This window comes from Paenibacillus sp. NPDC058367 (assembly GCF_042723305.1).
Lineage (GTDB): Bacteria > Bacillota > Bacilli > Paenibacillales > Paenibacillaceae > Paenibacillus_AQ.
The window spans coordinates 676,322-701,174 of the sequence record NZ_JBHXIZ010000002.1 but is presented as its reverse complement, the minus strand read 5'-3'; the positions used below and the strand labels follow the sequence as shown (position 1 = coordinate 701,174).

The following is a 24,853-nucleotide window of genomic DNA, read 5'->3' as shown; positions in this document are numbered from 1 at the left end:
GACTATTCCCCCGTTCTTACAACTCGTTTTGTGTAAAGCTTTGTATTATTCAGAGCTGCCTCATGTGTTGTGATAGTGTCAGCCCCGCCGAACTTGAGTGCGTTGCGGTTGAATTCTCCTGAAGTATAAGCAGTGGCTCTCTGTTGAGTAATAGTGGCATCAACCTCAACATCAGAAAGGACAGCGACAGGAACTTTTTCTGATGCTGGCGTAGCTGCGGAATTAACAATCTTGCAAATCCATGTACCGTCTGTTGCAAACCCCGTCCGGGCCAGAACTGTGCCGCGTGTGTATATAGCGCCAGCCGCTTGTTCGATAATGACGGACTGAGTAACAAACTTTTCGACCATTCCGGCAATCAAATTATCATAAGGAATGCTATCGTATGCAGGCATTATCGTTTTCCCCCTCTCATGTTTTTCATTTCTTCTGCCAACGCTGCAGCTTCAGCATCGTAAGCAGCTTGAGGATTAGGTTTATCACCTGGTGCTTCATCAGCAGGCACGGAAGCTGCGTTACTGTTAGTCGAGTCTGTCGCTCGTCGCTGCCCCTCTACAGACAGTCTTTCAGTGGATGCCTTTACAATCTCGATAGCGGCAGATGCTGCTGTGCCTCCTTCTTTGATTGCATTCGCCACAATCTCCGCAGCTCCAGGAGCTCCGGCTAAAGCATTAAGGTCGCTAATGCGCTGACGTTCAGCTGCAACGCCTTCCGTTTTCCCAGCATTCACAACCTCGTTGTAAAGATCAGGATACTGCGCCTTCAAATCTTCTAATTTCATCGGTTTATCATTCCTTTCATTTGTCTGTATAACTTGATTGAGGGGCTCAATATTGGCTTGAGCGTCGTAAACCGACCCATTTTTAAGAACGCTATTCAGTAACTCATTTTTGAGTTTGTCGATTACTTCTTGCGGAAGTTCGCTTCCTAAACTAAAACTATTACTGGCATCTACTTCTTCATCAAATAAAACCCCGTTCGCAAAACCTAACTGGACAGCTTTTTCAGCATTCATCCACGTTGTTTTTTGCATTAAGTCTAGTATTTCGTTGTCTGCGAGTTTCGTTTTTGATTTGTAGACTTTAGCAATAGCTTTGTCTACGCCTTCCAACAATTCTAAATTAGAAGCGTGGGCTATTTTATCTCCATCTGTCCCAGTTGCAGCATTATGAATCATCAGTTGTCCTAGTGGAGAAACATAAACTTCGTCAGAAGCAAGAACAAAAAAAGTTGCCGCCGAAGCTGCAACCCCAGTAACTTTAGATTTAATTTTCCCTCTATATTCCTTTAATGCTGTGTAAATTTCACTCCCTGCAAAAACAGATCCACCGCCACTATTGATATACAACTCAACATCATCGCCACCAGCCTTTTCAAGCTCGCTTATAACTCGTTTTGGCGAAATTGTTTCCATGCCTAGCCAATCGTAAATCCATGAGTTCCCGCCGCTTACAACAGGACCATTAAGTTTGATCTTCTTCGTCATTTTCTTCATCACCCCCCTTCGGAGAGGATTTCGCTACAGTTACAGGGGCGGAACTCGTCAGCCCGTATTCAACAAGTATTTTTTCTTCATAGGCGAGTTGGCGAACATTGCTTTCATATTCAGTACCCGTCAACTCCGCAGCTTCACGTTGTCGAGTGCTCAGTTTCTCATTTATCCTAGTAACTGCAGCATTCACTTCTTTGACTGGATCCAGTTGACCCTGAGAAGGTCCATTCCATTCCGCCTTTGTATAAGCTTTGAACAGCAATGGATCGTCGAAAATTCCCGGCGCATCTATACGACCTTTAATAACCGCCTCTGCAAACCATTCCTCATAGATCGGCTGACAAAAATCTGCCGACATCCACGCCCTCCGCATGCGAAACATTTTCCAAGCTTCAAGCAGCGCCGCTCTGGATGCTGAATAGGATGAGGTGAAATGTTTCAATAGTAATTCATAGGGGATTTCAAGTGACGCCCCTACCTGCCTCAGTATCGCTGTGACGAATGGGTCAAACCCAGCATTAGGACGCCCTGGATTTGCGATGCTTGCTTTTTCTCCCGGCTCTAAAAACTGAACAGCTCCAGCTCCAAGACGAAGATCCCCGTTATCTGAATTTAGTAACGGTTCTCCTGTTGTATTGTCCACTGCATCCTCATTACCTAATCCAAACTTGTCCGTTTCATCTGGTTCTGGGGTCTCAATGAACACGGTGAACATACCACTAATCACTGCAGCCATTAGCTCAGCCTCAGTATAACGGTCCAACTGTTTCAGTGATTCAATGACAGGCGCTAATAAAGGGACACCCCGCCGTTGTTCCGGTCGCTCAGCCTCCATTAAGTGAAGAAGGTTCTGTCTCCCGCTTTCGGTTCCTCGCACTTCAACACGTGTCCATTTTGTGGATACCAGCCTCGCAGATCCTGGGTGCTTGTCTGAAAAATGATAAGCAACCACCATCCCTTGACTATCCACCTCAACCCCACTACTGATCCTATCGTTTAGTCCCTCGCCCAACGGATTACTACAACGGTCAGCCTCAATCAAACGAATACGGAGGTCGTAAACCGCATGCTTCCGTGGCATCAATGGCAATAGAACAAATGCATCTCCCGACATCATCCAAGATAGGAACGCTAACTGTTGTAACTCGTAAAAATTATGCAGCCCCGAGGCGTCACAATTCTTTGAATCTGCCCACAGCGCAAACTCTCTCTCGATCTGTCGTCGAAGTTGGCGGGCTTGACAATCAGATAGACGCAAAAAATCGGCATCGAAGGATGGTTTAACCCGAAGCCCCGTACCGATTATACTTGTTCTCATCGTTTTAATTGCACCATTCGCAAGCGAGCCACCCATGTAAAGATCACGGGCGCGTGATCGGAGGGCATCTAGATTCTCATGGATATCTTCTTCTGCATCACCAGCAACAGGATTCCAAGCGGTTAACGCCTTTTTACGCCGACTTGCGCCATGATCTCCATAACCTTGATTCAACACCTCTTGCACTGCCCGTTGTCGGACAATATCAGTACGGGCCTTCTCACGTTTCACAGCGTACTCCGGGGCTACTGCTTCAACTACTCTGCCCCACCAACTCATAGATCAGTCGGAACATACCTCCGAACTCTGCTACGAGCTCTCAAGCCTGCTGACGATCTATTACAGTCATCAACCTGCTTCTGCCAATATTTAATTTGAGTCATTACATCTGGCAGATTCACTCGGGTCAAAGAGCGCGTCCCGATGCTGTACGACTGTCCAGTTGATAGAGCGAGTTCTGCTGCGAGCCAAGAATCAAGATGTGCTTGTGCAATCTCAAGTTTGTACAATGGCATTTCCTTTTTCACCTCCTCTCATGCAGTCTATATACTACTTGAAACTCCTTGCTTCCGCCGCTTTTTACCCGCCACTACCCCTCCGGGGGATACCTTTGGCCCATTGGGTTGACGTTCAATCGGAAGTGAAAGATTTGGACGAAGAATTTCTATAACGGCTCGATTGTATACAGCTAGGTCAAAAGGTTCGTTTCGATCCCTGATCTTCTTCCAAGTTTTGTACTTGATGCCGCCGATAGTTTGGTATACAGGAGCTTCTGCAGTAAGCCCGAGGAAATATTCCTCAGTGTATCCTTTATCCTCATGCGGGAAGTGGCAGTAAAGAGGACCTGGCTCTTTCACATTAATACTGTCGAATACTTTGACCTTGCCATCGTCAACACCGAGGACCCACAGCACCGCACCTTCCAGTTGTGTTTTTGACTTCTTATGGATGAAAGGAACTTGTTGGGCTGTTTTCGGATTAATACCTTGCCCTTTTATGGCGTATATATGGCGGTAGTTTCTGCTACGAGTGAACTCGTAAACCTCTTTAGTGTAGTGACCCCCAGAGTCCATACAGGCCCCAATGATCCTGTATTCCCTTCCGTTCTCCCCCAGCCATGAGCGACAAAGAAATTCGTCCAGCTCCCTCCATATTTTCGTTTCGTCGAGGTTTCCGTAAATCCGATGATACTCAATGCCCCAAGACTCTTTACCAGCACCCCAGCCTTTAATTTCAATTTCAAACCGATCATCCTGCGTATCTATCGCTGCGGTAATGACCTTTACAGCTGCTGGAACATCGTAGGAATATGTCTCACGACGAGCTGCCAGTGTCTTTTCATTGGCGCCCTTTTGTTTGGTCTCCCACGGTTCGCCTAAAACTGTATTGATAAATACCTTCAACTTATCGACACCATCGCGCTTGGCAACCAAAAAAGCTTTCGCAACCTCGCGCCAATCTGACCACGGGCTGGAAAGCTGATTGATGTGAAAGCCGCGGCGAATTGAATGCTCTTTTCGAGCTATCCAAGCTCCTTCTCCACGCTTCCATTCCTTTTCTGATCCAAGCATCCCGCAATACACACAGCGATGTTCGGCCTTAGTGACTACGACTTCACCACTTTCAGAGATGTAGTGATCATAGACAATACCACCTTTAAATCTTAGAGGTTGCAACTCCTCACAATGTGGACAAGGAAGGCACCATTGTTCCATCGTGCTATCCTCATAAAGCTGATTAATCCGAGATGTTTCTTTATCCACTGGAGTTGATACAAAAAGATGCCGCCTTTTGTGTCGAAATGTCTTTGTTCGTGCTGTTGCAAGCGCGATTGGATCTCCCTCTTTGCCTGCAGAAACAGGGAACCTATCCACCTCGTCACACAATACGATTTGCACTGGTCTAGATGACAATCCAGATGGGGCATTAGCCCCTACAATTGTCACGTATCCGCCAGGGAATGATTTTTCCTCTATCGTATTATTGCTATCGCGTGTCTTTGAAACGCCTACTTTCTTCAAAAGCACTTCGCTATTGTTTATCATAGGAGTGAGACGCTTTTTAGAATAAGCTTGGATCAGATCCTCATTTGGCAGAACATGCATGATCGGACACGGCTCTTGGTCAATATATGAGCCCGTTACATTAAGCAGGAATTCCGTCTTTCCCACCTGAGCCGAACACATACACACGACTTCTTCCCACTTCTCTACAGAGTCCATCATTTCCCGCTGGAATTCAGCTCTGGATGTACGCCAAGGCCCAGCCTCCGCACTACTTTCTGTAGTCAAGACACGGTTATGGTCTGCCCACTCCGAAACACTTAATCGCTTCTTAGGCTCCCACTGCTTATTTGCCTCTGAAAATAACTCAACTGTCTTTTGGGCTACCATTGTTTACATCGCCCCCAATCTGATCCGGGGTATATTTTGCCAAAGCAGACAGTGCAGTTTCAATCTCTCGGCGGACAACTGACTCAACAACATCAGCAGGCTCTTTATCACACTCAGTCGCAATTCTACTTGGTACTCCAAGCACTCGGGACTTTGTTGTTAGGATCAAATCAGACAGTAGTCGGCTTACATCAGAAGCTGCATGAAGGTTTCCTTTCATTTCTTCCAGCTCCAGCGCAGCTTTTTCTGCCTTTATTCGTTCATGCTCAGTCTTATGATCGGTATATGTGGGCTTGCCATCGTCTTTAGCCCCACCAGAAATGTGTAAGATATACGCTTGAACCGCTTCAGCGAGAATATATTTCCCCCGTCCAGATTGTTTCAGGACTTTTTCAGTGGTTAATTGCCTGATCCATCGAGAGGTTTTACCCACGATGGCGGCCAAATCGCTCGTTGAAACTTCTACTTCTGTTAAACCTGCTTTTCCCTTTTTGGCTTCCGCCATCGTAGAACCCCCTAGCTTCCGTTTTGAGGCAATATAATTCAGACCCTAATCACAGATCATATAATGAAGTAAAATCCAACCAAGAGGAGCACAGACTCCTAAAAAGCGGAAACGGAAGTAAATTTTCAAATATAAAACTGAATGGATTTCGGGCTCGCCAGCACCCGCATTTATTTTTTCAGTCTTAGGAGGACCCAAGTGCTAGAACACGCTTGATTTCAGCAAATTTTCCCACTCCCAATTTTATTTATTAGTCAGACCAATAATATAAACAAGCAGCAGATGGATATCAAAGCAAAATCCTAGACTGCTACTATTTCGTTTTCCATAAATTAAATATAGTAATTAACCTGTGTGAACTGGGGGCTCTTCTAACCCAAAGATGTTTTGCGAAATTAGAAGATGTTAGCTTACGCAAAAAAAGCCGCTATTACGCGGCCTTTCATCAGTAGATATTCACATTCTGATAATTAAAGCTTATATGCTGGTGCCGTAGATAAAACAAATTTAAGTGATCTAAATAAATGAAGTATGCTATGAAAATCCACTTATTCAGCAACCATAATATTGACCGCAAAGAGAGCATCCCAACAAGGGTAGAATTGAAGCCCAAAGCGAACTCCTGGATACTCACGAAGAAATCTCTCTTCAATAGTTTCCTTTGAATTAGAAATTATGAAAGACAAATAATTAATAGCAGATTGAGCATTTTCGATTAACGGATGCTTTTCATCTACGTACCATCCATCGTCCCAATAAACCATCCCCTCCCCTTCTAAACCAGCAAGACTGGTATTCACGCCTTGATCTCCAGTAAAAGGCGTATTTTTGTTTGAATAATAAAGGACGCTCGTAGTAACTCTACTCAAAGGTCGCAAATTTTCTTTAACTTGGTGAACTGAATCCAAGAATCTCTCCCATTCATCCATATTGGCATCGTCCATTACTCTAACTTCTTCAGCATCCTTCATTCTCCGAAGCTTTGTATTCTCCTCTCTAAGTTTGGTTAGCTCATCCTCCACTTCTTCATACGCTTCTTCAGCTGCCTTCTTTTCCGCGCGTAATTGTTTAACCAGAGCAGGAGTAACGATTTCTCGTTTTTTCATTTCTTCGATAAACGGCTTTAACTTATCCTCACCAAATACGTCAACACGTTTTAAAAACCTAGTCATATTTGTTCCTGTTCCAATTCCTCTTTCAGTAAAAGCGTCAAATAGGCGGGTAAGTCCTTCTTTTGAATCAAGCGAAATCGTCTGCACCACCGCTCTATAGGGTGTCGCGTCTAAAGCTTTATAAGTAAGCGGCGGTACAATTAACGGAATAAGGTTTGCAGCGTTAACCCATGCCGCGCCAAGCTCACAAATACAAAATGCGCTTTCCAAATAACTAGGTGTGATTATAGGCATTACTAAGTCAGTCTCGTGCATACCTGTCCGTATTTGCTCAACCCAATTCCCTCCTGGGGTAAGTTGCTCGTCAGAGGTATTAAAGAAGTTATCGCGCGTTAGATTAAACTGTGTTTGAAATAAATCCATTAATGCATTTACCATCATAGAATCCGCGGACGCATGGCTTATGAATATCTTCGTCAACTGTAATCAGCTCCATCAATAATTTACCTTCTGTCTATTTATATCATATTTTAATGCTAAAAAACTTCTAACTTACTACGTCCAGGATATATGAATGCTATTGGTGAAGTATTCTCCCTCAATAGCATTCATCATGTATGTATACGGTGAATAAGTATTCAGAATCAAAGCATAGAAAAAGCTACACGCAGAAGATAGCAACAAAGCAAGGTTATGTATTTTTCAACTTAGCAAGTCTTCTTATATCCTCTAGAACTTGATCCCGGATAATATTTAACCTTTCACTCGCATTATCGACACACATTACAATTTGATCTCTAAAAATAACCATTTGAACTTGATTGTTTGACTGAGAAAGATTCTGTACTCCAAGTTCTTCTAGTTCCTTCACTATATCCTCGATAATTTTGTATATCCGAGAATCAGTTTCCATAGCTAATGGTATCTTCTTTCTAAGATCCATTCCTAAATTGAAAGTATCCCGAAATAACCCACTATAATCAGCATTTTGTAACTGTACCTCGTACCACCCGTTTTTTAATACCTCCTCAACCTCTTCACAAAGCTCATAAATCTTCCTAGAACTTGATGGTTTATCTGCTTCTCGTTGTTTTTTTATTTGATAGATAGCCACACCGTATGCACCTAACACCCCGATAATACCGCCAAAAAATCCACCTAAATCAAAAGCCATATATCTCACCTCCCACTACATAATTCGGTATGTGGAAAATTAATCCTTCTTTATTCGATCAAATCCTCCAATAGCTGCAGTTTCCAAAACTCCAACAAGCCGATCAGCTCAAACTTATTCATATCGCTATAGCACATCATTGCTTCGCCTTTGCTGTTAGTAAAGATATACGCTACTTGCTCAACGTCCCCCGCCTCTAGTGAAGCCGACAACTCCTCAATGATTACTCTTGGTGTATCCTCGCCAGCTTTACGCGCTCTAAATTCACGTATATCTATGGGTCTAGGCTTCATCAAATCACCTTTCCTCAATCTGGATACAAGCAGCCCCACACTAGCCCTCTTTCCTTAGCGTGAGGATTCTCATGTGCTGTTGCTTCGGTTATGCCCCCGCAGAAAGGGCATTTTAAATCTTTCATCTTTGTTTTATCCATGTTAACCAGGAATGATCCATAACAGTCATCGGATAGGCATTCATACTTTTCTAGTAATGGTTGCTCCAATGTACACCCCTCAAAAATTTTTAAGCGGAGAAGCGGATTCGAACCGCCACTTTCGACCGTTACCAGCCGAGGTGCTACCGTTACACTAACCCCACATAGATGCCCTAACAGACCGCACGAAGTCCTCTCGTACAGCCTGTACTCATAGGGCGATGGTTTACCTTCCTTTGTATGAAAAGACGCTGAACGCCCCCTCAGAAGGTCTTACGTTATGAAGCACAGAAAACAAAAAGAACAGCTATCCCGCATTGTTACCCTTGCGACTCTATGTAGGGTTTAAGCTCTTGGCTACCTACCGCCGTCAAACAGGTACTGGTTTGTGTCGGGTGCTGCTCTTTCTTGATTTCCTATGCTATAAATATATCAGTTCAAAAACCTAATGACTGATAAGTTCTTGTTATTATTTTGGAATTATTTTGCTAATTTTTTCTAGGTAATGATATATACCAATATTCAATATATTTACATAAGGTTGTACCGGTGTTACCTTAATTAGCATAAGTAGTGAAAGGTAGGTATACCGTATGAAGAAAATTGCATTGTATATTCGCGTCAGTACTGATGAACAAGCTCTAAAGGGAAATTCACTTAATGAGCAAGAAGAACGACTCCGAGCTTATTGTCATGCAATGGAATTAGAAGGACAAATCGAAACCTTTGTAGACGATGGTTATTCTGCCGGAAGCATGAAAAGGCCTGCATTAACCCGAATGTTAAAGATGGCTCAAAATAAAGAGTTGAATATGGTTGTGATTACAAAGATTGACCGACTTTGCCGGAACCTCAAAGATCTTCTCACCCTAGTGGATGAACTAGATGAAATACAGTGCGGCTTTGCTTCTGCTGGAGAACGATTTGACACCTCAACCGCAGCAGGCCGGATGGTATTACAAATTCTTGGCGCATTTGCTGAATTTGAACGAGGAAGAAATAGGGAACGAGTTCGTGAAAACCTAATGTCCATTGTTACAAATACTGATAAAGCTGTCAGTCGTCCTTGTTTTGGATACAACGTTGTAGATTCAAGATTTGTAATTAATGAGGAAGAGGCTGAAATTGTTCGTAAAATGGTGAATTGGATGCTCCAAGGAGAGGGAGCGCATCGAGTCATGAGAAGACTTAATGATATGGGCGTGAAAACTAAAGATGGAAAGTCCTTTACTCAACTATCGGTAGGTAAACTAATGCGAAGAGAAACGATCGCTGGTATGTTTGTTTATAATCGTGGGTATACACTTCGCGGAAAGAGTCTTATTCGACCTGAAGAGGAATGGATTGTGATTGAAAACCATCATGAACCCATAATCGACAAAGAAACATTTAAGAGGCTACAAATAGCAATAACAGCAAGAAAAACAAGCGGAAAGCAAGCCGATAATGAGCGGTGGCTCCTCACTGGTGTTGTTAATTGTACTCATTGCGGACGACCAATGTTTGGTCGCTACAGAAAGAAACCAAGTGGAAAAGAGTATTTTCACTATGTTTGTTCTAGTTACATGAAGAGAGCGGAATGTTTTCATCATTTTATAGACAGAGATTTGCTTGAAAATACAGTCATCGATCATCTATTGAATGCTGATAAGTTTAATGCTAAGAGTGAAGAAATTAACTCAAACGAGCCTCAAATTGAAATCAACATTTCTAATTTAAAAGCCAGTCTAAAAAAGTTAGATATCAAAATGCAGAGACAGATTGAGTTATTTGAAGATGCAGAAATTAATAAAGAAGATTTCAGGGTAGCAAGAGATCGTATTCAAGATCAACGTCAGAAATTAGAAGACCAAATAAAATTTGTTGAAAAAGATACACAAGTAGCCTTAGAAAAGGAATTTGTTAATCGTGTAGGATTAATGAAAAACGTCCTAAAATCTAAGAACCGTAGTGAACAGAAAAACGCTCTTAGACAACTCGTACAAACAGTAGAAGTAACTAATTCATCCTCTATCCATATAAAAGTTCGCCTTTAATGCCGCAGTAAATAAGGTATTTCTAATATAACCTTAGGCTGCCCCAGGAAGGTAGAACCCTTCACTTTATCCCAGTTAAACGCTCCGTCAGCTTTACGGGCAAACAGGAACGTTCCATCCCTCTGAGTAAGCTGTGCAAAATTAATAACCGGATCATCTGAACCCTGTTGATACACATAAATGGAGGTTTCAGAACCTACCAATGCAACATCGATGGCACCTGAGAGGAGTGCAGTCATGGTTTTATCTCCACCGGGGATCGTCTGTAGCTCTACGTCAAGTCCTTCGTCTTTAAAGAAATTTTGTGATAAGGCAACATATTCGGGTGCATAAAAGACAGAACGGGTGACTTCACCAATCTTCACCTTTACCAACTCTGACTTTCCGCCGCAACCGGCAAGCACTGAAAAGCATAAAGTAATGATCATGAGCGACAATGACAGCTTTTTCCTAATCTTCATTCTTCATTCTCCTTTCTTACCGGGTCCTTCGCCCTTGCTTAAAGCATATGCAGATGCCTATGAAAAGGTTAAAACCTCCAATAACCTAGGGAAATCCAAGAATAACCATGATACTAGCGACTTTTATTGGAGGAATGGATAAATATCGTTTAATTTGCTGTTTTTGTATCTGTGCAAACGTTTTACCAATGGGGATGCATTCGAGTACTATAGGAAATAAAGCGCTTTCCATTTCTTGAAATCAGAAAATTTGCAATAGAAGGAGTTATTACATATGTATAAAGGTGTTACATTCAAAACCAAAAAAATCACAATATGCTCTCTGGTGGGCATCAGTCTAACGACATTACTGCTGTCCGGTTGTTCTGGTAATCAAAGCAACAAAACATCCATTGCCACGCCCTCCCCTAAAGCAGACTCCATTCAGAGCACCGCTACACCTCAAGCATTGATAAATAAGACGGATGAACAACCTTCCGCTGTTTATTATGAATTATTTGTTCGTTCCTTCTATGATTCAGACGGCGATGGCATTGGAGATCTAAAAGGGATCACCCAAAAGCTGGATTACTTAAATGATGGGAATCCTGAAACCACGACTGATTTGGGGATTGGCGGGATTTGGCTCATGCCCATCAACCCATCACCAAGCTATCATGGATATGATGTAACCGATTATCGTGCGATTAATCCTGATTATGGGACGATTGAGGATATGCAGGAGCTAATTAAAGAAGCGCATAAACGAGGAATAAAAATAATTATGGATTTGGTTGTGAATCATACCTCCAAAGAACACCCATGGTTCGTAGACTCGGCTAAAAACAGTGACAGCAAATATCGCGATTGGTACGTCTGGGCTGAAGATCAAGGTCGTCCCGCAAATGGAGCCAGCGCTGCTGGCGGTGGCAGTGCGTGGCATTCTATCCTTGGCAGTCATTATCTGGGCGGATTTTGGGAAGGCATGCCTGATCTGAATTTCGATAATACAGAAGTTCGTACTGAAATGAAGGACATCGGAAAGTTTTGGCTGGAGCAAGGTGTGGATGGCTTCCGGCTAGATGCTGCGAAGCATATCTACGAAGATCTTTTGAGTGATAAAAGTGAGGCTACTACCGCTAAAAATGTATCCTGGTGGCAGGAGTTCCGCAAGGCTATGAATGAAGTAAATCCAGAGGCATATATAGTTGGCGAGGTCTGGGAGAATTCTGCTGTAACTGTCGGAGCTTATTTAGATCAAGCTTTTAACTCAAGCTTTAACTTTGGCTTAGCAGAAACACTGGTGAACTCTGTAAAAACTGAAAAAGACAGTGGGACGGCCTTTACGCTGGAACGAACCTATAAATTGTATTCCAAAATATCCAATAACCAATTTACCGATGCTACTTTCTTGACGAATCATGATCAAAACAGAGTCATGAGTCAATTAGACAATAACCCGAATCATGCAAAAATGGCAGCAGCCCTACTGTTAACTTTGCCTGGGAATCCTTTTATCTATTATGGTGAAGAAATTGGAATGCGCGGTGTGAAGCCAGATGAAGGACTTCGAGAGCCTATGAGATGGAGTGCAGCCGATCAAGGAGAGGGGCAGACTACTTGGGAGGCCGGACGTAATAATGCGGGTGCGATTAACGTTGATGTTGAGAGCCAGCTGAATGACAGTGATTCAATGCTAGAAAGATATCGCGAGCTTATTGCGCTAAGAAATGAGATTCCTGCGCTCCGGGATGGCGGAATCCGTGACTTTGCTTCTGGCAATCCCGGGGTTATGGCTTACGAACGACTAACAACACAGGATCAGGTGCTCGTCGTTCATAACCTTACTGGCGAAGAACAAGCCATTGTACTACAACCCAATGTCGAGGGTTTCTCTTACTCCAAGATCCTAAAGACGCTTGCTGTCAAATCGATCTTGAATTCAGATCAACTTACCCTCCCTCCTTATTCAACTGCTATTGTGGAGTGAGAAATGCGGAAGAATGTAACACCCACTTTGTTACTGACCCACATAATTGAGCTTTTGTAATCGGGAGGGCTATAAGCCAGTCTTTGGATGGATCACTGCTCATTCGTAACAACCAGCCACTGGAATGATCGCCTAAGAAGCGTGCTTTCTGGAAGCTCCATCCACTGTCACTGGACGTACAGAGTCGTAATTCTCCTTCCGCCATGAAGCACTTCATTACCCGTGCTAGTTGGATGGAATGTACATCATCCCCTGTCTCTGCTGCTAAACAATCTGAGAGCATTTGCAGCGTGGATGAGCATGAGCTTTTTTTCAGCTCCTCAAATTTTCTTTTTGACATTAGTAATGCCGGAATCCCGTGATTAAAGAGCTCCTTCATGTTCTCACATTCGAACAGCTGAAGACAAAAGCTCTCCGTTTCACTTTTATCCTTTAATTCATAGGGCAGGGTTTCCGGGTTACTATTGCAGATTACTAGTATCCGGTCTTTATGTATTTGCAGACACAGATCCTTCATTTCCTCCTTCTCTTTATATTTCAATCTACAGATCCGTTCTGCGTTTAAACCTGTATGTAACTGATCCAGAACCGCTTGCCCCATTACTTCATCTGGAAATAAAAAATGCGTTAAATCGGCCAATCCATTGTCATTCACATCATTGTATCCTTCCTGTATTTCATATATATGTATATTAATCTAACAATCTTTATGTTATCATAAGCTAATTTTAAGGTAAAATTAAGAAACAAAGGGTATTATCATTAACATGAAATACTTTTAGCGAGGTGTCTTCAAAATGAGAATGCTCATCACATTTCAGAACAAACTTGTACCTGTGTATTTCACAACAGAAAATAAACAGCCCACTCAAAAAGTACTTAGATTACTTAACAGTACGTTGGAGCTCAAAATTCAAAAGGGCAAGAATGCTATCCAGAAATGCCTGAATTCATTAATTAGTATCGAAATTAAAGGCTCTGAGGCTATATTGCACAGTTATAGTGAGAATGATTCATTGGCGCTATCCCTCTATTAATAGAGGGGTAGTTTTTTTGTAAAGTTTCTTTTATCCTTTGGCAGACAAAACAGCAAGTCTCTGAAAGAGACTTGCTGTTTTTAAGTTTTGCAGCTTTAGTAATGAATGATTACACCAGTATGGGACAATATCAGCTAATCTTATAGTTCTTATTCTCTGCTTTTTCAGCTTTCTGTATTCGAAGTTTAAAGAGTCTCACTAAATTTTGGCGTGTATGCTCTTCGTGACAGCTATCCAATTTCTTAATGATAAACCGATCAATGGACATGTCCATCGCTCCTTTTAATTCATTCAGATCCTTATGAATATAGGGAATATTTTCCTGTTTCCTTGTAAGTTTATTAACCGGGATTTCTATTATTCAAACTCTTGTTCCTTTATAAAATACTCTTTTCCCCCCAAAAAAATCACAAAAAAATAATTTACAAACAAAAAAATACATGCTATATTATTTATAGTTAATATTAAATACACACATCCAAGGGAGCAATCATAATGTCTAATGTTTTATTTATCAAAGCAAACAACCGTCCAGCAGAACAATCCGTAAGTGTTAAGCTTTACAATGAATTTTTGGAGAACTACAAACTTAACAATCCAGAAGATGAAATCACTGAACTTGATTTGTTCGCAGAGCAACTTCCTTACTACGACAATACCCTGATCACTGGTATGTACAAAGCTGCTCAAGGTTACGAACTAACAGCTGAAGAAGCAGCAGGTGCTGCTGTAGTTAATAAATATCTGGAACAGTTTATCGCTGCTGATAAAGTAGTATTCGGTTTCCCACTGTGGAACATGACTGTACCAGCTGTATTGCATACTTATGTCGATTACCTTTGCCAAGCTGGCAAAACATTCTCTTACACTGCTGAAGGTCCAGTTGGTCTTTTGACAGGTAAAAAAGCAATCGTACTGAACGCTAGAGGTGGCATTTATTCCGAAGGTCCTGCAGCAAGTGCTGAAATGGCTGTAAACTTCATCGTTGGTAACCTTAACCTTTGGGGTATCAAAGATATTACTCAAGTAATCATCGAAGGTCACAACCAACTTCCTGCACAATCCGCTGAAATCATTGAGAACGGATTACAATTGGCTAAGGAAACTGCAGCTTCGTTCTAATACAAGCTATAAGAGAATTTAATAAAAAAGGGTGACCCTGAGCTCAGGGTCACCCTTTTTTGACTTTCTAGCCTATTGGAACACTACTCTTGGCTCCGTCGCTGTCTATAAAGTTCTTCTAATACTCATCAAGTTCTTTACGCCAACCGTACCCTCTAGTCCTTGTCGAATGAACTTTAGAAGAAGCTGTGGTTTTTCTCTTGAGCTTCACCTCTTTGGTGCTTTGGTACAGCAGTTCCCGCTGTGTCTTTCGGTAGTTCAGCAGTCTCTTCTCTTCGAGCTCACCGTTATGAACCGCTTCAAGTACCGCACAGCCCTCCTCACGTTCATGTTTACAGTTACTAAACCGACATGCAGCAGCTAAGCTGCTAATATCACTGAACGCCAGATCTAATCCACCCTCATCTTCCCACAGCTGCAGCTCACGCATCCCTGGTGTGTCTACTATGATTCCTCCGTCCGGCATAATAAACAGTTCACGGTGGGTAGTAGTATGGCGTCCTCGGCTATCGCCTTCTCTTACATCCTGTGTAAGCTGAAGATTCTTTCCACATAACCAGTTGACCATCGTAGATTTGCCGCAGCCTGATGAGCCCGTTAGAGCTACTGTCTGTCCACTCCCAATGTAAGGCAGCAACTTCTCACGGCCATTATCTTGCAGTGCACTAACCGCATGAACAGGCACACCTGGAGCGGCGCTTTCCATTTCGGCAATTTTACTCTCTGCATCTAGGCAAAGATCTGCTTTGGTCAGTAGAATGACTGGATTGGCCCCGCTGTTCCAAGCCATGATTAAGTATCTCTCCATCCGCCGAACATTAAAGTCATCATTCAAAGCACTGACCAGAAATAAAGTGTCTACATTCGAGGCAACAATCTGCTCCTCTTGAGTGTTACCAGCTACCTTGCGTGAGATGACACTATGCCGAGGCAATATCCCATGTAAAATCGCATGCTCGCCGCCATCCTGCATTGAAAGAGCCACCCAGTCGCCGATCGCTGGAAAATCACCTGAAGCGACAAACGTATGTCTCAACTTGCCTGATAGCTCCCCCCATGTCTCTCCCAAATCAGTCATCACCCTATACTTACTGCCAAAATCGCCTACAATTCTTCCGGGAACAAGCCGTTTATCCTCCGTCTCCTTCCACTTTTCATCCCATTTTGAACTCCAATTTTCATTCCAACCATATTGCTGTATGTTAGTCATTTGAATCCTCCTAAAGATCTGTTTAAGTTTTTATTTTTATTTACCATGTACTGCTAGCATTTTCCGAGAACACAAAAAGCCGTCGGAATTTAAGACTCCGGCGGCGGTCACACTTCATGAACTCTTCTAGGACGAAAAGGACAAAAAGTGCACACATAATCAGAAAAATGTCTCATCCAAAAGACAAGGATAAATTCATTTTCCCGTGCGATATATAGAGAAATAGACAATTAACTACAATTCCTATCGATTCTATATACGCAAAAAAGCCGCCGGACCCAATACGGTTCCCGCGGCTCTAATAAGCGTAATAGAGCTTACCTGCTAAACTGCACGAATAACTTATTCGGCAGCCGCTGTTCCCGGAAGACACGTATCCACAACAGTTGAGTTCATTACATTTAAAACTGTCATAAAACATCGTCTCCTTCCGAAATAAGATGTTGTTATCATAAACGGCGCTGCCGTATAATGTCAACTATAAATTTTGATAAAATTACAAAATGGACTTAAGCTCATTCAACTCGTAGATTATCTTCCAAGGTTGTATGTCCAATTGCTCGTCCCAGGCATGTTTTCTTTGCAGCCAAATGCCTTGTAGCCCTGCTTTCCCTGCACCCCAGATATCATTCACCGGGTGATCTCCAATAAACAATGTCTGATCCGCAGTAACTCCCAATCTGTCTAATGCAAGTTGATAAATCTTAGGATCAGGCTTAGCGATTTCTACTTCTCCAGAAATGACAATAGCCTTGAAGTACTCTCGCAGGGCAAGGGTATCAATTTTGGTGTTCTGGATATCTACTTTGCCGTTGGTAACCAGACCAAGTATATAACCACGCTCTTTGCAGTACTTCAGAACGTCCACAGCATCCTTCATCGTAGCACCATGATTGATATAACTTGCATCATAATATGCACGAATATGTTCAGCCGTAACTGGTGTTTCCCAAGGCAGTACCTCGCTTAGCTCTACGAAGAATCCGTCCTTATCACGGTAACCATCAGCATCTCTGTGAATCATATCTTCTACTACCTTCTGCGCTTCTTCAGCTTCCAAATGTCCTAGAAAATCCTGAACAAACTGAGTACTAAAACTGCGAAATGTATGATCACGATCCATTAAAGTATTATCCAAATCAAATAATACGGCTTGTACTTCTTTCATCAAGCGATTCCCCTTATATGCTGTTGATTTTCAGAATTGAACTTTCAGTAATCTATTGTACTATGCCTTTGGAAACAATGAAAAGACCATTCTGTAAAAAGGAACAGCTGTCTCCCCTTCTACCGAACAGTCTTTATAGGCTTTATATTTGATTTATTCATTTACTCAAAATGCTCCGCTCGATGTGTCAGCATCATTTCCTCTTCCGTGATATACAGTGGGAAAGGAGGGGTCTCTTTGAGATAGCTTTCTGTGGCTAGCAATCGATAATGGACTTCAGGTAACCAAGCATCTTCAACAAGTGGCAGCTGACCTGTATCACTGATGTAATTGTCGACAGCGGACTGAACCATATCAAGGTAATACGGAACTAGCTTATCTTGTTCCTCGAAAACTTCATACGTCTCACGTGACATATAGAAATTCTGGTCTGGAACTCCACCTAAATATCGTTGTAGTCGGCTCAAATCTATTCTTTTGTCTTCAAGGATTAAGGCTGTTCTATTAATTAGCGCAGGCATATCTTCTTCAAACTGTCTGATCGCCTGCTTGACTTGATTTAAGGTAACGGTGACGTGATCGGATTGTGATTGTTTTTTTGCGCGTTTGAAAAACATAAGACAAGTCTCCTTTCGAAAAACTATCTTTGTTAACGCTTACAATTCTATTATATTCGAATTCCTCCTTCTTAATCAACATATTTCCAATCGACACAAATTGTTAACAGCTTTATGATCATTTATTTGACATCTTCCCACCGTGTCCAAATTTCTTGGGGATTAAGTTCATATTTATCATTCTCACGATACATAAACTGATGCATAATAAATTCACGCCGAATGGTAGCAAAATCTTCATGGAACTGCTTTATAAACTCGTTAATTTCCTTCTCACTATAAACTACCCCTGGCTCTAGCTTCTCAACCATGTACTGAAGTGCGATCAGTTTCTTCTTATATTGTGCCGGGATTTGCCGAAGCCGCCCATCCTTAGAAAAAAAGTTACGCAGCACAGACTCCTTTAGACTATTTTCAGGTGATTTCTCTTCCATATTTCTCGCTCCTTTCGAAAAAATAAACTGAAGTGAAGCCTCAGCGCCACTACTAATGAATTCTGGATTCAACTTAAAATAAACTGTATTTTTGTCACGTCGTTCCTTTATTAGAGCTGCTTCACGCAATTTCGCTGCATGATGAGTTACCGTTGGTTGTGATAAATTCAATTTCTCAGCCAGCGCTTGTCCGTGCATTTCTCCTTGTGACAGAAGCAACAATAAACGAAGACGTGTTGGGTCAGCCAAAGCTTTATGATAGTTCACTATTTTTTCTAACTGCATTGGAATCACACTCCTTCACCTTCATAAGCTAGATTCACATTAGATATATATCTAATTATATAACAATCAACATTATGCTTGCAATGGTTATTGTGTTTAATCTTATGCTTATGGCAAAATGAATGAATTTAGGGTAGGATTTAAAGAAAAGATAGTAACAATCAGGAGGTAACCCACTGTATGAAAGATGTAATTATTATCGGTGCAGGTCCTTGCGGCCTCTCGGCAGCTATCGAATGCCAGCGCCAAGGACTGTCCAGTCTCATTATTGAAAAAAGCTTTATCGTACACTCCATTTATTTGTATCCAACAAATATGCAATTCTTCAGTACCGCTGAGTTATTAGAAATCGGAGACGTTCCTTTCACCTCGACCAATGATAAACCATACCGCCATGAAGCTCTTGTCTATTACCGCCGGGCTGCGAAGCAGTATGGTCTAGATATCGCCGCTTACGAAGAAGCGTTATCCATTGAGCCTCTGGAAGATGGAACCTATGCTGTACATACGTCCAATATGCGTGGTGAGCATCACACACGAATCACTGCAAATGTCGTTATCGCTACAGGTTATTTTGATCAACCGAATATGATCGGTATTCCAGGGGAAGAACTTCCTAAAGTTACCCACTATTTCGGTGAAGCCCATCCGTATACAGGGATGAAAGTTACTGTCATTGGTGGCAGTAATTCAGCGGTAGATGCAGCACTGGAGCTTATGCGTGTTGGAGCTACAGTCGATATGGTCTATCGTGGTGAGAGCATTTCCTCGAATATTAAGCCTTGGGTTCGGCCAATCTTTGAAGGGATGGTACAAAAGGGTAAAATCACTCTACATCTGGAATCACGTGTTACTGAAATTACGGCTAGTTCGGTTATAGTTACGAGTCATAATGGAGACAAAAAATCCATAGATAATGATTTCGTCCTTGCTTTAACTGGCTTCCGGCCTAGCCGGGTGCTTCTCACTTCTGCCGGTGTAGTTATGGATGACGATATGGATAAGCCAGCTTTTAATCCTTCAACTATGGAAAGTAATGTTCCAGGTCTTTATGTTGCAGGAGTAATCGCTTCAGGCCGCAATGCGAATGAAGTATTTATTGAGACAGGACGTGGGCATGGTAAACTTATCGCAGATCACATTCTTGCGAAGCGCAGTTCTCACAATAAGGAGTTGAACGTTTAAGATGGACATGACCTCTTTGCTTTTGCTTGGTCTTGCTGCGCTCGGTATTATAAGCAGTAATTCCCCTGTAACAATAGCAATGGTCGTCCTACTACTGCTAAGAGTTCTTGGCCTGCAGCAGACCTTCCCTTGGCTTGAGAAATATGGTTTAACTATCGGGATTATCATTCTTACGATCGGGGTCATGACGCCTTTGGCCAGCGGAAAAATATCGCTGCAGATGGTCGGTCAGTCCTTCCTCCACTGGAAGTCTCTTCTTGCGATTGCGATCGGCATTCTCGTCGCTTATCTTGGTGGGCGCGGAGCCATCCTTATGACCAACCAGCCCACAGTTGTTGCGGGTCTCCTGATCGGAACAGTGATTGGCGTTGCATTGTTCAAGGGTGTCCCTGTAGGACCGCTTATCGCAGCCGGTATTTTGTCGCTCTTGATTGGCAAAATGTAAAAGGTGGAGCAACCATTCAACACAAAAATAGAGCAGCAATTCTCCACTATCGAGAGAATCGCTGCTCTATTTTATTTTTATTCAGCCTGAGAAATGGATTGTGGAATCTCCTGAGACGATCGTTTTTCTACAAACAATAGATCACCAACCCCATGCTCTGTTTGAATTTTTTCCAGTTGGGCCAAAGCTTCTGCTTCTGTATTAAAATACCCAGCTTCCACTAGGAATAATCCCTTCTGATCCTTTAATACGCGCACGTTCTCTAACCCGTATAACATCTCTTCAGCCATACCTTGACTCTCGCCGGAAGGCTCTGAGCTTGTTCTAAGTGAATAGATAGAAGTTCCTTCTTCCACGTCACCCTTCTTATCCTTCAATGTAATCGCCACCTGTGCCGGATCCTTATATTCCTTTACCTCATAAGCAACTGGCTCTTTGAAGGTTACATTGAAACGTATCATCGAGTCATCCAATGTAATTAAAGGATAAGCATCTTGAACATACTTGCTTTCTTTTAATGTCTCAAGATCTTTAACAGCTGAGAAGTTCCTTGCCCCACTCACGGTTACGGTCATTGTATAAGGATTGTCAGTGAATTTTACGTTATAAGAGCTTGCAAGGTCTTGTGTATTGTCCGAATTTGCAAAGTTTAAAATCATTTGATCACTGTTCTTCTGATGTTTCAACGAAATGAAATCGACATCTACTCCATCCTGAATCGTGCCGCCGCCTGCACTTCCATCCGTAAATTTCAATACACTTACCAGCTTACCTAAAACGGGCACTTGATTCATACTATCCGCGAAGGCGGGTACCGTATTTACACCCACTGTAAAAGAAATGATAACTGCTGCTGCAACTGATCCTGTCCATTTTAATCCGCTCATTTTTATTCCTCTTTTCTGTTGTTTATAGCGTTTTCCTCTTTCAATACCTTTTCGAGAAGCTTGTGATAGTTCTTCGGGGATTTCAATATCGTTGTATGCTTTCTGTAAACGTTCAAGTTGATTATCCAAAGTACTCACTCCCCTTCATATTAATTTTTAATTTCCCTAATCCCCGATAGATGACGGTTTTCACTGTACTCTCTGGCATGTCCAATACCCCGGCAATTTCCTTTATGGGCAAGTCTTCAAAATACCTCATCACAATGATCATTCTTGATCTTTTATCAAGAACTCTTAGCGCCTCCTGAAGATCAATGACATCCTCTATGGGTTCTGAAGCGTAGCTGCCTTCGGGATCTTTCTCCATATACACGATTTTTTTAGATTTTCGGATAAAGTCCAAGGCACAATTGACGGCTATTTTTGTGAGCCAAGTTTTAAAATATTGGGGTTGCTGCAGTTTATGAATTGAGATGAACGCTTTATAGACGGTCTCCTGTACAATCTCCAGCGCATCATCCTTATTCCTCACATAGGAGTACGCCATACGGTAAAGACGTTCTTGCATCCCGTCTATCAATGCAGTAAAGCTGTCTTCATCACCCGCTATCGCCTTTTCCTCCAGCTCTGTTGTATTCAAGTTCTCACTACCTTTCATGTTGCTTATATTTTTTTAGACGCACGTGATATTCAAAAAGACTCAAATGGATTTAAAAAAATGGCCCTCTCTCCCGAGAAGACCACCTAAGTAATTTATTATAATGTTAGATCTTATCATGTATCCAAATGCTGTACGTTAAACAATCTCGCATAACTTCCGTCCAGTCCCATTAGTTCCTCATGTGTACCACGTTCTGTGATTTCACCGTTCTCAAGCACCACGATCTGATCAGCATGTGTAATGGTAGACAGTCTATGCGCAACAATGAGTGTAGTTCGTTCCGACGAGAGGGATTGCAGAGCTTGTTGAATTAAATGCTCTGATTCCAGATCCAGCGCTGACGTAGCTTCGTCTAATATAAGAACCTTTGGGTCTTTAAGAAACACCCTTGCTATGGCTACCCGTTGCTTTTGCCCACCGGACAGCTTCACTCCACGTTCTCCCACTTCTGTATCATAGCCTAGCGGCAGCTGCTCAATAAAATCATGCGCATTGGCAGCTCTCGCCGCCGAGAGGACTTGCTCCTCTGTAGCATTAGGATTGCCGAACAAGATATTATCTCGTACAGACCCACTAAATAAGAAATTATCTTGAAGCACCATCCCAACAGCTCTTCGCAAACTCTCCTGCGTCAAACCCTGTATATCCTGACCATCCATCTGGAGGCTACCTTTGCTTATGTCATAGAATCGCGGGATCAAGCTTATGAGAGAAGACTTCCCGCCACCACTCATTCCAACAAAAGCGACCGTCTGACCAGGTTTGATACTTAAATTAATATCCTTCAGTACCCAATCATTCTCTTCGTTGTATTTGAACCAAACATTATGAAAATCAATTTCACCACGTGCATTCGTCAGAGGTCTTGCTCCCGGTTTATCCACGATATCATAAGGCTCGTCCAGCAGCTCAAGCACCCGTTCAAGGGAAGCCGAGGCTTGCGTGAGCACTGTCGAGGAATTAATCAATCGACGCAGCGGCGCATACATCCGGTCCAGATAGCCGAAGAAAGCAACAAAGGTTCCCACAGTCAAATTACCATGAATCACTTGATAACCACCGTATCCGATGACTAGCAGTGGTGCAATATCCGTTAGTGTGTTAATAATCGCGAAGGTAATCGCATTCCAACGAGTTTGAGCCATCGCTTTTTTGAGAAAGTTACCGTTGATATCTTCGAACTGCTTCTGATCCACTTTTTCCATGGTGAAGCTGCGGATGATCGAAATGCCTTGAATCCGTTCATGAAGATAGCCTTGAATGCCAGCCAGAGCCTGTGAACGGTCTTTCGTTAACACTTTAAGTCGTTTATATAGTTTACTTACCGCAAAGGCGTAGAATGGAAGTACAGCGATAGATACTAGCGCCAGCACTGGATTCAAATAAAACATAAAACCAAGCGCAAACACTAGCGTAAATAAATCCAGCCATACATTCATCATTCCGACTTCTACTAAATTTTTAGTCTGTTCCACATCATTTATAAATCTCGAAATCGCTTCGCCCACTTTTGTATTCTGATAATACCGCAGCGATAACCGCTGTAAGTGACTGTATAGCTTATTCCGCATATCGAACAATATCTTACTTGTGATCAGCTGGGCAAAATACTGCCGGTAATACTCCACCGGTCCCCTTACAATTACGAATAAAACAAAAGCGCCTCCGAGGATGAGCATCAATTGCGATACCCGCTCCTGGGCACTCATGGCAGGGTTCATCAGCAGATCATCGACTACGTATTTCAGAATCATAGGCAGTGTCAACGGGATGCTGAACTTGATCATACCTATAAAGAGCGTAAACACAATCCATTTCATGTAAGGCCGTACAAAAGTAAAATATGATTTCCATTGCTTCACAGGGATATTCTTTCCTTTCTCTTTACTGAGTTGCTAAGTACAGTTGACTTTTGCGCTCTACAGTGTTTTTATATTTTTAAGTCCATAAGTACGATAGCAGTACCCGAACTTCAGGAGGATAAAGATGTCTAGACAATTTGTGACGGAAGCCGTCATGATGGCGATTTACGGCCAGCTTCTCATATCGAGCAGCCCTGTAGAATATATAGTGCCTTATACGACCGTGATGGAATTATACGAACTGCGGGACAGTGATGATCCGTTAATGAACCGTCCAGATGATGACAAGCATGTCAAACTCAAGATTGGTGAGCTCATTGCCTATTTTGAAGAGCCACTTAATGCTAAAAAAATCAACCGCTGTCTGGCCGTTCCTTGGGCAAAAAGCTCTGGTATTCTACTAGGCGGACAATCAAAGATTACCATCATTAACAGCATGGATACCGCTGTCTACGGCGAAACGTTCGATCCTATCGAAACGGAGCTTCTATTGTCCTCACAACGTGAGAAGGTGCCTATTCTTACAGATCAATTCGAGCTGATTCAACGCATTATTGAAGGTGGAGTCCCTGTTCAAGTATACGACATTGACGATTTCGATTTTGCTATGGAGGAAGAAACGTTTCGCAATTCGCACTGATTATATCAACACTAGAAAAAGCCCTGCCTTTTGGCAAGGGCTTTTCACATTAGTAAAAAAATCAAAATTAAGACATTTAAACCTGTACTCCGCCAGGCACCGATTTGGCTTCATACTTATATTCAATGTCATCGTCTGCCTCAGAATACACAATAGTTAAGCCGTAACCTTCCATATACCATAAGTCCTGCTCTTCCATGTAGAACACAATACCGTCTTGTTCAACTTGTATTGCCGGACGTCCTGGTGCCTCCGTCCCGATACCCAGTGAGAAACCAGGGTGAAGTCCACCTCCCGAGCTATAGCGGGGAAATAAACGAATATAGTCTCCATTCTTAAGATCCAGTTCTCTTTTAAACCAAGCTGCTGCTGCTTGACTAATTTCCATGTTCATCTCTCTCAGCTCC

General features: G+C 42.4%; 25 protein-coding genes, 1 tRNA gene and 1 pseudogene. 7 read left to right on the top strand and 20 right to left on the bottom strand.

From position 1 onward, the window contains the following. Positions 1-2: 2 nt before the first annotated feature. The 10 genes from ACFWMP_RS13860 to ACFWMP_RS13815 form a co-directional block, all read right to left on the bottom strand. Complete coding sequence (locus ACFWMP_RS13860; RefSeq protein WP_379423956.1) at positions 3-395, bottom strand: head decoration protein; 393 nt, start codon at positions 393-395, stop codon at positions 3-5. Then, entirely contained in the window at positions 395-1,486 is a 1,092-nt protein-coding gene (locus ACFWMP_RS13855; protein ID WP_379423955.1) for a head maturation protease, ClpP-related, read from the bottom strand. Before ACFWMP_RS13855 ends, ACFWMP_RS13860 begins: the two co-directional genes overlap by 1 nt. Continuing rightward, entirely contained in the window at positions 1,464-3,089 is a 1,626-nt protein-coding gene (locus ACFWMP_RS13850) for a phage portal protein (RefSeq protein ID WP_379423954.1), read from the bottom strand. Before ACFWMP_RS13850 ends, ACFWMP_RS13855 begins: the two co-directional genes overlap by 23 nt. Continuing rightward, a complete protein-coding gene (locus ACFWMP_RS13845) occupies positions 3,086-3,325 on the bottom strand; it encodes a DUF6148 family protein (protein ID WP_379423953.1) in 240 nt (79 codons plus the stop codon). Before ACFWMP_RS13845 ends, ACFWMP_RS13850 begins: the two co-directional genes overlap by 4 nt. A 27-nt stretch (positions 3,326-3,352) precedes the next feature. Beyond that, positions 3,353-5,203, bottom strand: coding sequence for a phage terminase large subunit family protein (locus ACFWMP_RS13840; RefSeq protein ID WP_379423952.1), 1,851 nt, complete (start codon positions 5,201-5,203; stop codon positions 3,353-3,355). After that, positions 5,181-5,708 carry a hypothetical protein gene (locus tag ACFWMP_RS13835; RefSeq protein WP_379423951.1) on the bottom strand — a complete coding sequence of 176 codons (528 nt, stop codon included), beginning with the start codon at positions 5,706-5,708 and terminating at the stop codon, positions 5,181-5,183. The genes ACFWMP_RS13840 and ACFWMP_RS13835 overlap by 23 nt, the downstream gene beginning before the upstream one ends. 548 nt (positions 5,709-6,256) lie before the next feature. Further along, positions 6,257-7,300 carry a toll/interleukin-1 receptor domain-containing protein gene (locus tag ACFWMP_RS13830; protein ID WP_379423950.1) on the bottom strand — a complete coding sequence of 348 codons (1,044 nt, stop codon included), beginning with the start codon at positions 7,298-7,300 and terminating at the stop codon, positions 6,257-6,259. 211 nt (positions 7,301-7,511) lie between these two features. Then, complete coding sequence (locus ACFWMP_RS13825) at positions 7,512-7,994, bottom strand: hypothetical protein (protein WP_379423949.1); 483 nt, start codon at positions 7,992-7,994, stop codon at positions 7,512-7,514. Positions 7,995-8,044: 50 nt separating this feature from the next. Continuing rightward, the gene (locus ACFWMP_RS13820; RefSeq protein ID WP_379423948.1) at positions 8,045-8,287 is read right to left on the bottom strand and encodes a hypothetical protein; all 243 of its coding nucleotides are present in this window, start codon (positions 8,285-8,287) and stop codon (positions 8,045-8,047) included. Between the two features lie 232 nt (positions 8,288-8,519). Further along, positions 8,520-8,591: transfer RNA gene (locus tag ACFWMP_RS13815), tRNA-Thr, on the bottom strand. 429 nt (positions 8,592-9,020) lie between these two features. On the opposite strand from ACFWMP_RS13815, the gene ACFWMP_RS13810 reads away from it, so the two are divergent. After that, the gene (locus ACFWMP_RS13810) at positions 9,021-10,463 is read left to right on the top strand and encodes a recombinase family protein (protein ID WP_379423947.1); all 1,443 of its coding nucleotides are present in this window, start codon (positions 9,021-9,023) and stop codon (positions 10,461-10,463) included. Positions 10,464-10,495: 32 nt separating this feature from the next. Here ACFWMP_RS13810 and ACFWMP_RS13805 read toward each other — a convergent pair. Next, positions 10,496-10,924: pseudogene (locus ACFWMP_RS13805) on the bottom strand (ABC transporter substrate-binding protein); the annotation flags it as partial. A 274-nt stretch (positions 10,925-11,198) separates the two neighbouring features. On the opposite strand from ACFWMP_RS13805, the gene ACFWMP_RS13800 reads away from it, so the two are divergent. Then, positions 11,199-12,893 (top strand): alpha-amylase family glycosyl hydrolase, encoded by a 1,695-nt coding sequence (locus ACFWMP_RS13800; protein WP_379423946.1) that lies wholly within the window; start codon positions 11,199-11,201, stop codon positions 12,891-12,893. Here ACFWMP_RS13800 and ACFWMP_RS13795 read toward each other — a convergent pair. Continuing rightward, complete coding sequence (locus ACFWMP_RS13795; RefSeq protein ID WP_379423945.1) at positions 12,880-13,548, bottom strand: hypothetical protein; 669 nt, start codon at positions 13,546-13,548, stop codon at positions 12,880-12,882. The genes ACFWMP_RS13800 and ACFWMP_RS13795 overlap by 14 nt on opposite strands. Before the next feature lie 142 nt (positions 13,549-13,690). On the opposite strand from ACFWMP_RS13795, the gene ACFWMP_RS13790 reads away from it, so the two are divergent. After that, positions 13,691-13,930, top strand: coding sequence for a hypothetical protein (locus tag ACFWMP_RS13790; RefSeq protein WP_042128392.1), 240 nt, complete (start codon positions 13,691-13,693; stop codon positions 13,928-13,930). Positions 13,931-14,425: 495 nt separating this feature from the next. Further along, positions 14,426-15,052, top strand: a complete 627-nt coding sequence (locus ACFWMP_RS13785) for an FMN-dependent NADH-azoreductase (protein WP_042188917.1) — start codon at positions 14,426-14,428, stop codon at positions 15,050-15,052. A gap of 118 nt (positions 15,053-15,170) precedes the next feature. On the opposite strand, the gene rsgA is transcribed toward ACFWMP_RS13785, so the two are convergent. The 4 genes from rsgA to ACFWMP_RS13765 all read right to left on the bottom strand — a co-directional run bounded on the left by rsgA (position 15,171) and on the right by ACFWMP_RS13765 (position 18,766). Then, positions 15,171-16,262, bottom strand: coding sequence for a ribosome small subunit-dependent GTPase A (gene rsgA / locus ACFWMP_RS13780; RefSeq protein WP_341055368.1), 1,092 nt, complete (start codon positions 16,260-16,262; stop codon positions 15,171-15,173). A 496-nt stretch (positions 16,263-16,758) separates the two neighbouring features. Continuing rightward, entirely contained in the window at positions 16,759-17,430 is a 672-nt protein-coding gene (locus ACFWMP_RS13775) for an HAD family hydrolase (RefSeq protein WP_379423944.1), read from the bottom strand. Positions 17,431-17,591: 161 nt separating this feature from the next. Continuing rightward, positions 17,592-18,047 (bottom strand): DUF3939 domain-containing protein, encoded by a 456-nt coding sequence (locus ACFWMP_RS13770; protein ID WP_042188923.1) that lies wholly within the window; start codon positions 18,045-18,047, stop codon positions 17,592-17,594. A 122-nt stretch (positions 18,048-18,169) separates the two neighbouring features. After that, positions 18,170-18,766 carry a DUF2087 domain-containing protein gene (locus ACFWMP_RS13765; RefSeq protein WP_076283498.1) on the bottom strand — a complete coding sequence of 199 codons (597 nt, stop codon included), beginning with the start codon at positions 18,764-18,766 and terminating at the stop codon, positions 18,170-18,172. Positions 18,767-18,946: 180 nt separating this feature from the next. Here ACFWMP_RS13765 and ACFWMP_RS13760 point away from each other — a divergent pair, with 180 nt between their 5' ends. Continuing rightward, on the top strand, positions 18,947-19,951 hold the full coding sequence (locus ACFWMP_RS13760) for a YpdA family putative bacillithiol disulfide reductase (protein ID WP_042188927.1): 1,005 nt from the start codon (positions 18,947-18,949) through the stop codon (positions 19,949-19,951). Between the two features lies 1 nt (position 19,952). Then, positions 19,953-20,396, top strand: a complete 444-nt coding sequence (locus tag ACFWMP_RS13755; RefSeq protein WP_042188929.1) for a DUF441 domain-containing protein — start codon at positions 19,953-19,955, stop codon at positions 20,394-20,396. A 77-nt stretch (positions 20,397-20,473) separates the two neighbouring features. On the opposite strand, the gene ACFWMP_RS13750 is transcribed toward ACFWMP_RS13755, so the two are convergent. The 3 genes from ACFWMP_RS13750 to ACFWMP_RS13740 form a co-directional block, all read right to left on the bottom strand. Then, positions 20,474-21,412 carry a DUF4179 domain-containing protein gene (locus ACFWMP_RS13750; RefSeq protein ID WP_379423943.1) on the bottom strand — a complete coding sequence of 313 codons (939 nt, stop codon included), beginning with the start codon at positions 21,410-21,412 and terminating at the stop codon, positions 20,474-20,476. Continuing rightward, on the bottom strand, positions 21,405-21,923 hold the full coding sequence (locus ACFWMP_RS13745; protein WP_042194048.1) for a sigma-70 family RNA polymerase sigma factor: 519 nt from the start codon (positions 21,921-21,923) through the stop codon (positions 21,405-21,407). The genes ACFWMP_RS13750 and ACFWMP_RS13745 overlap by 8 nt, the downstream gene beginning before the upstream one ends. Before the next feature lie 134 nt (positions 21,924-22,057). Beyond that, positions 22,058-23,806, bottom strand: coding sequence for an ABC transporter ATP-binding protein (locus ACFWMP_RS13740; protein ID WP_042188932.1), 1,749 nt, complete (start codon positions 23,804-23,806; stop codon positions 22,058-22,060). Positions 23,807-23,930: 124 nt separating this feature from the next. Between ACFWMP_RS13740 and ACFWMP_RS13735 the strand changes: the two genes are divergently transcribed. Further along, a complete protein-coding gene (locus ACFWMP_RS13735) occupies positions 23,931-24,446 on the top strand; it encodes a hypothetical protein (RefSeq protein ID WP_042128412.1) in 516 nt (171 codons plus the stop codon). Between the two features lie 76 nt (positions 24,447-24,522). On the opposite strand, the gene ACFWMP_RS13730 is transcribed toward ACFWMP_RS13735, so the two are convergent. Then, positions 24,523-24,840 (bottom strand): HesB/YadR/YfhF family protein, encoded by a 318-nt coding sequence (locus tag ACFWMP_RS13730; RefSeq protein WP_042188934.1) that lies wholly within the window; start codon positions 24,838-24,840, stop codon positions 24,523-24,525. Positions 24,841-24,853: the final 13 nt, after the last annotated feature.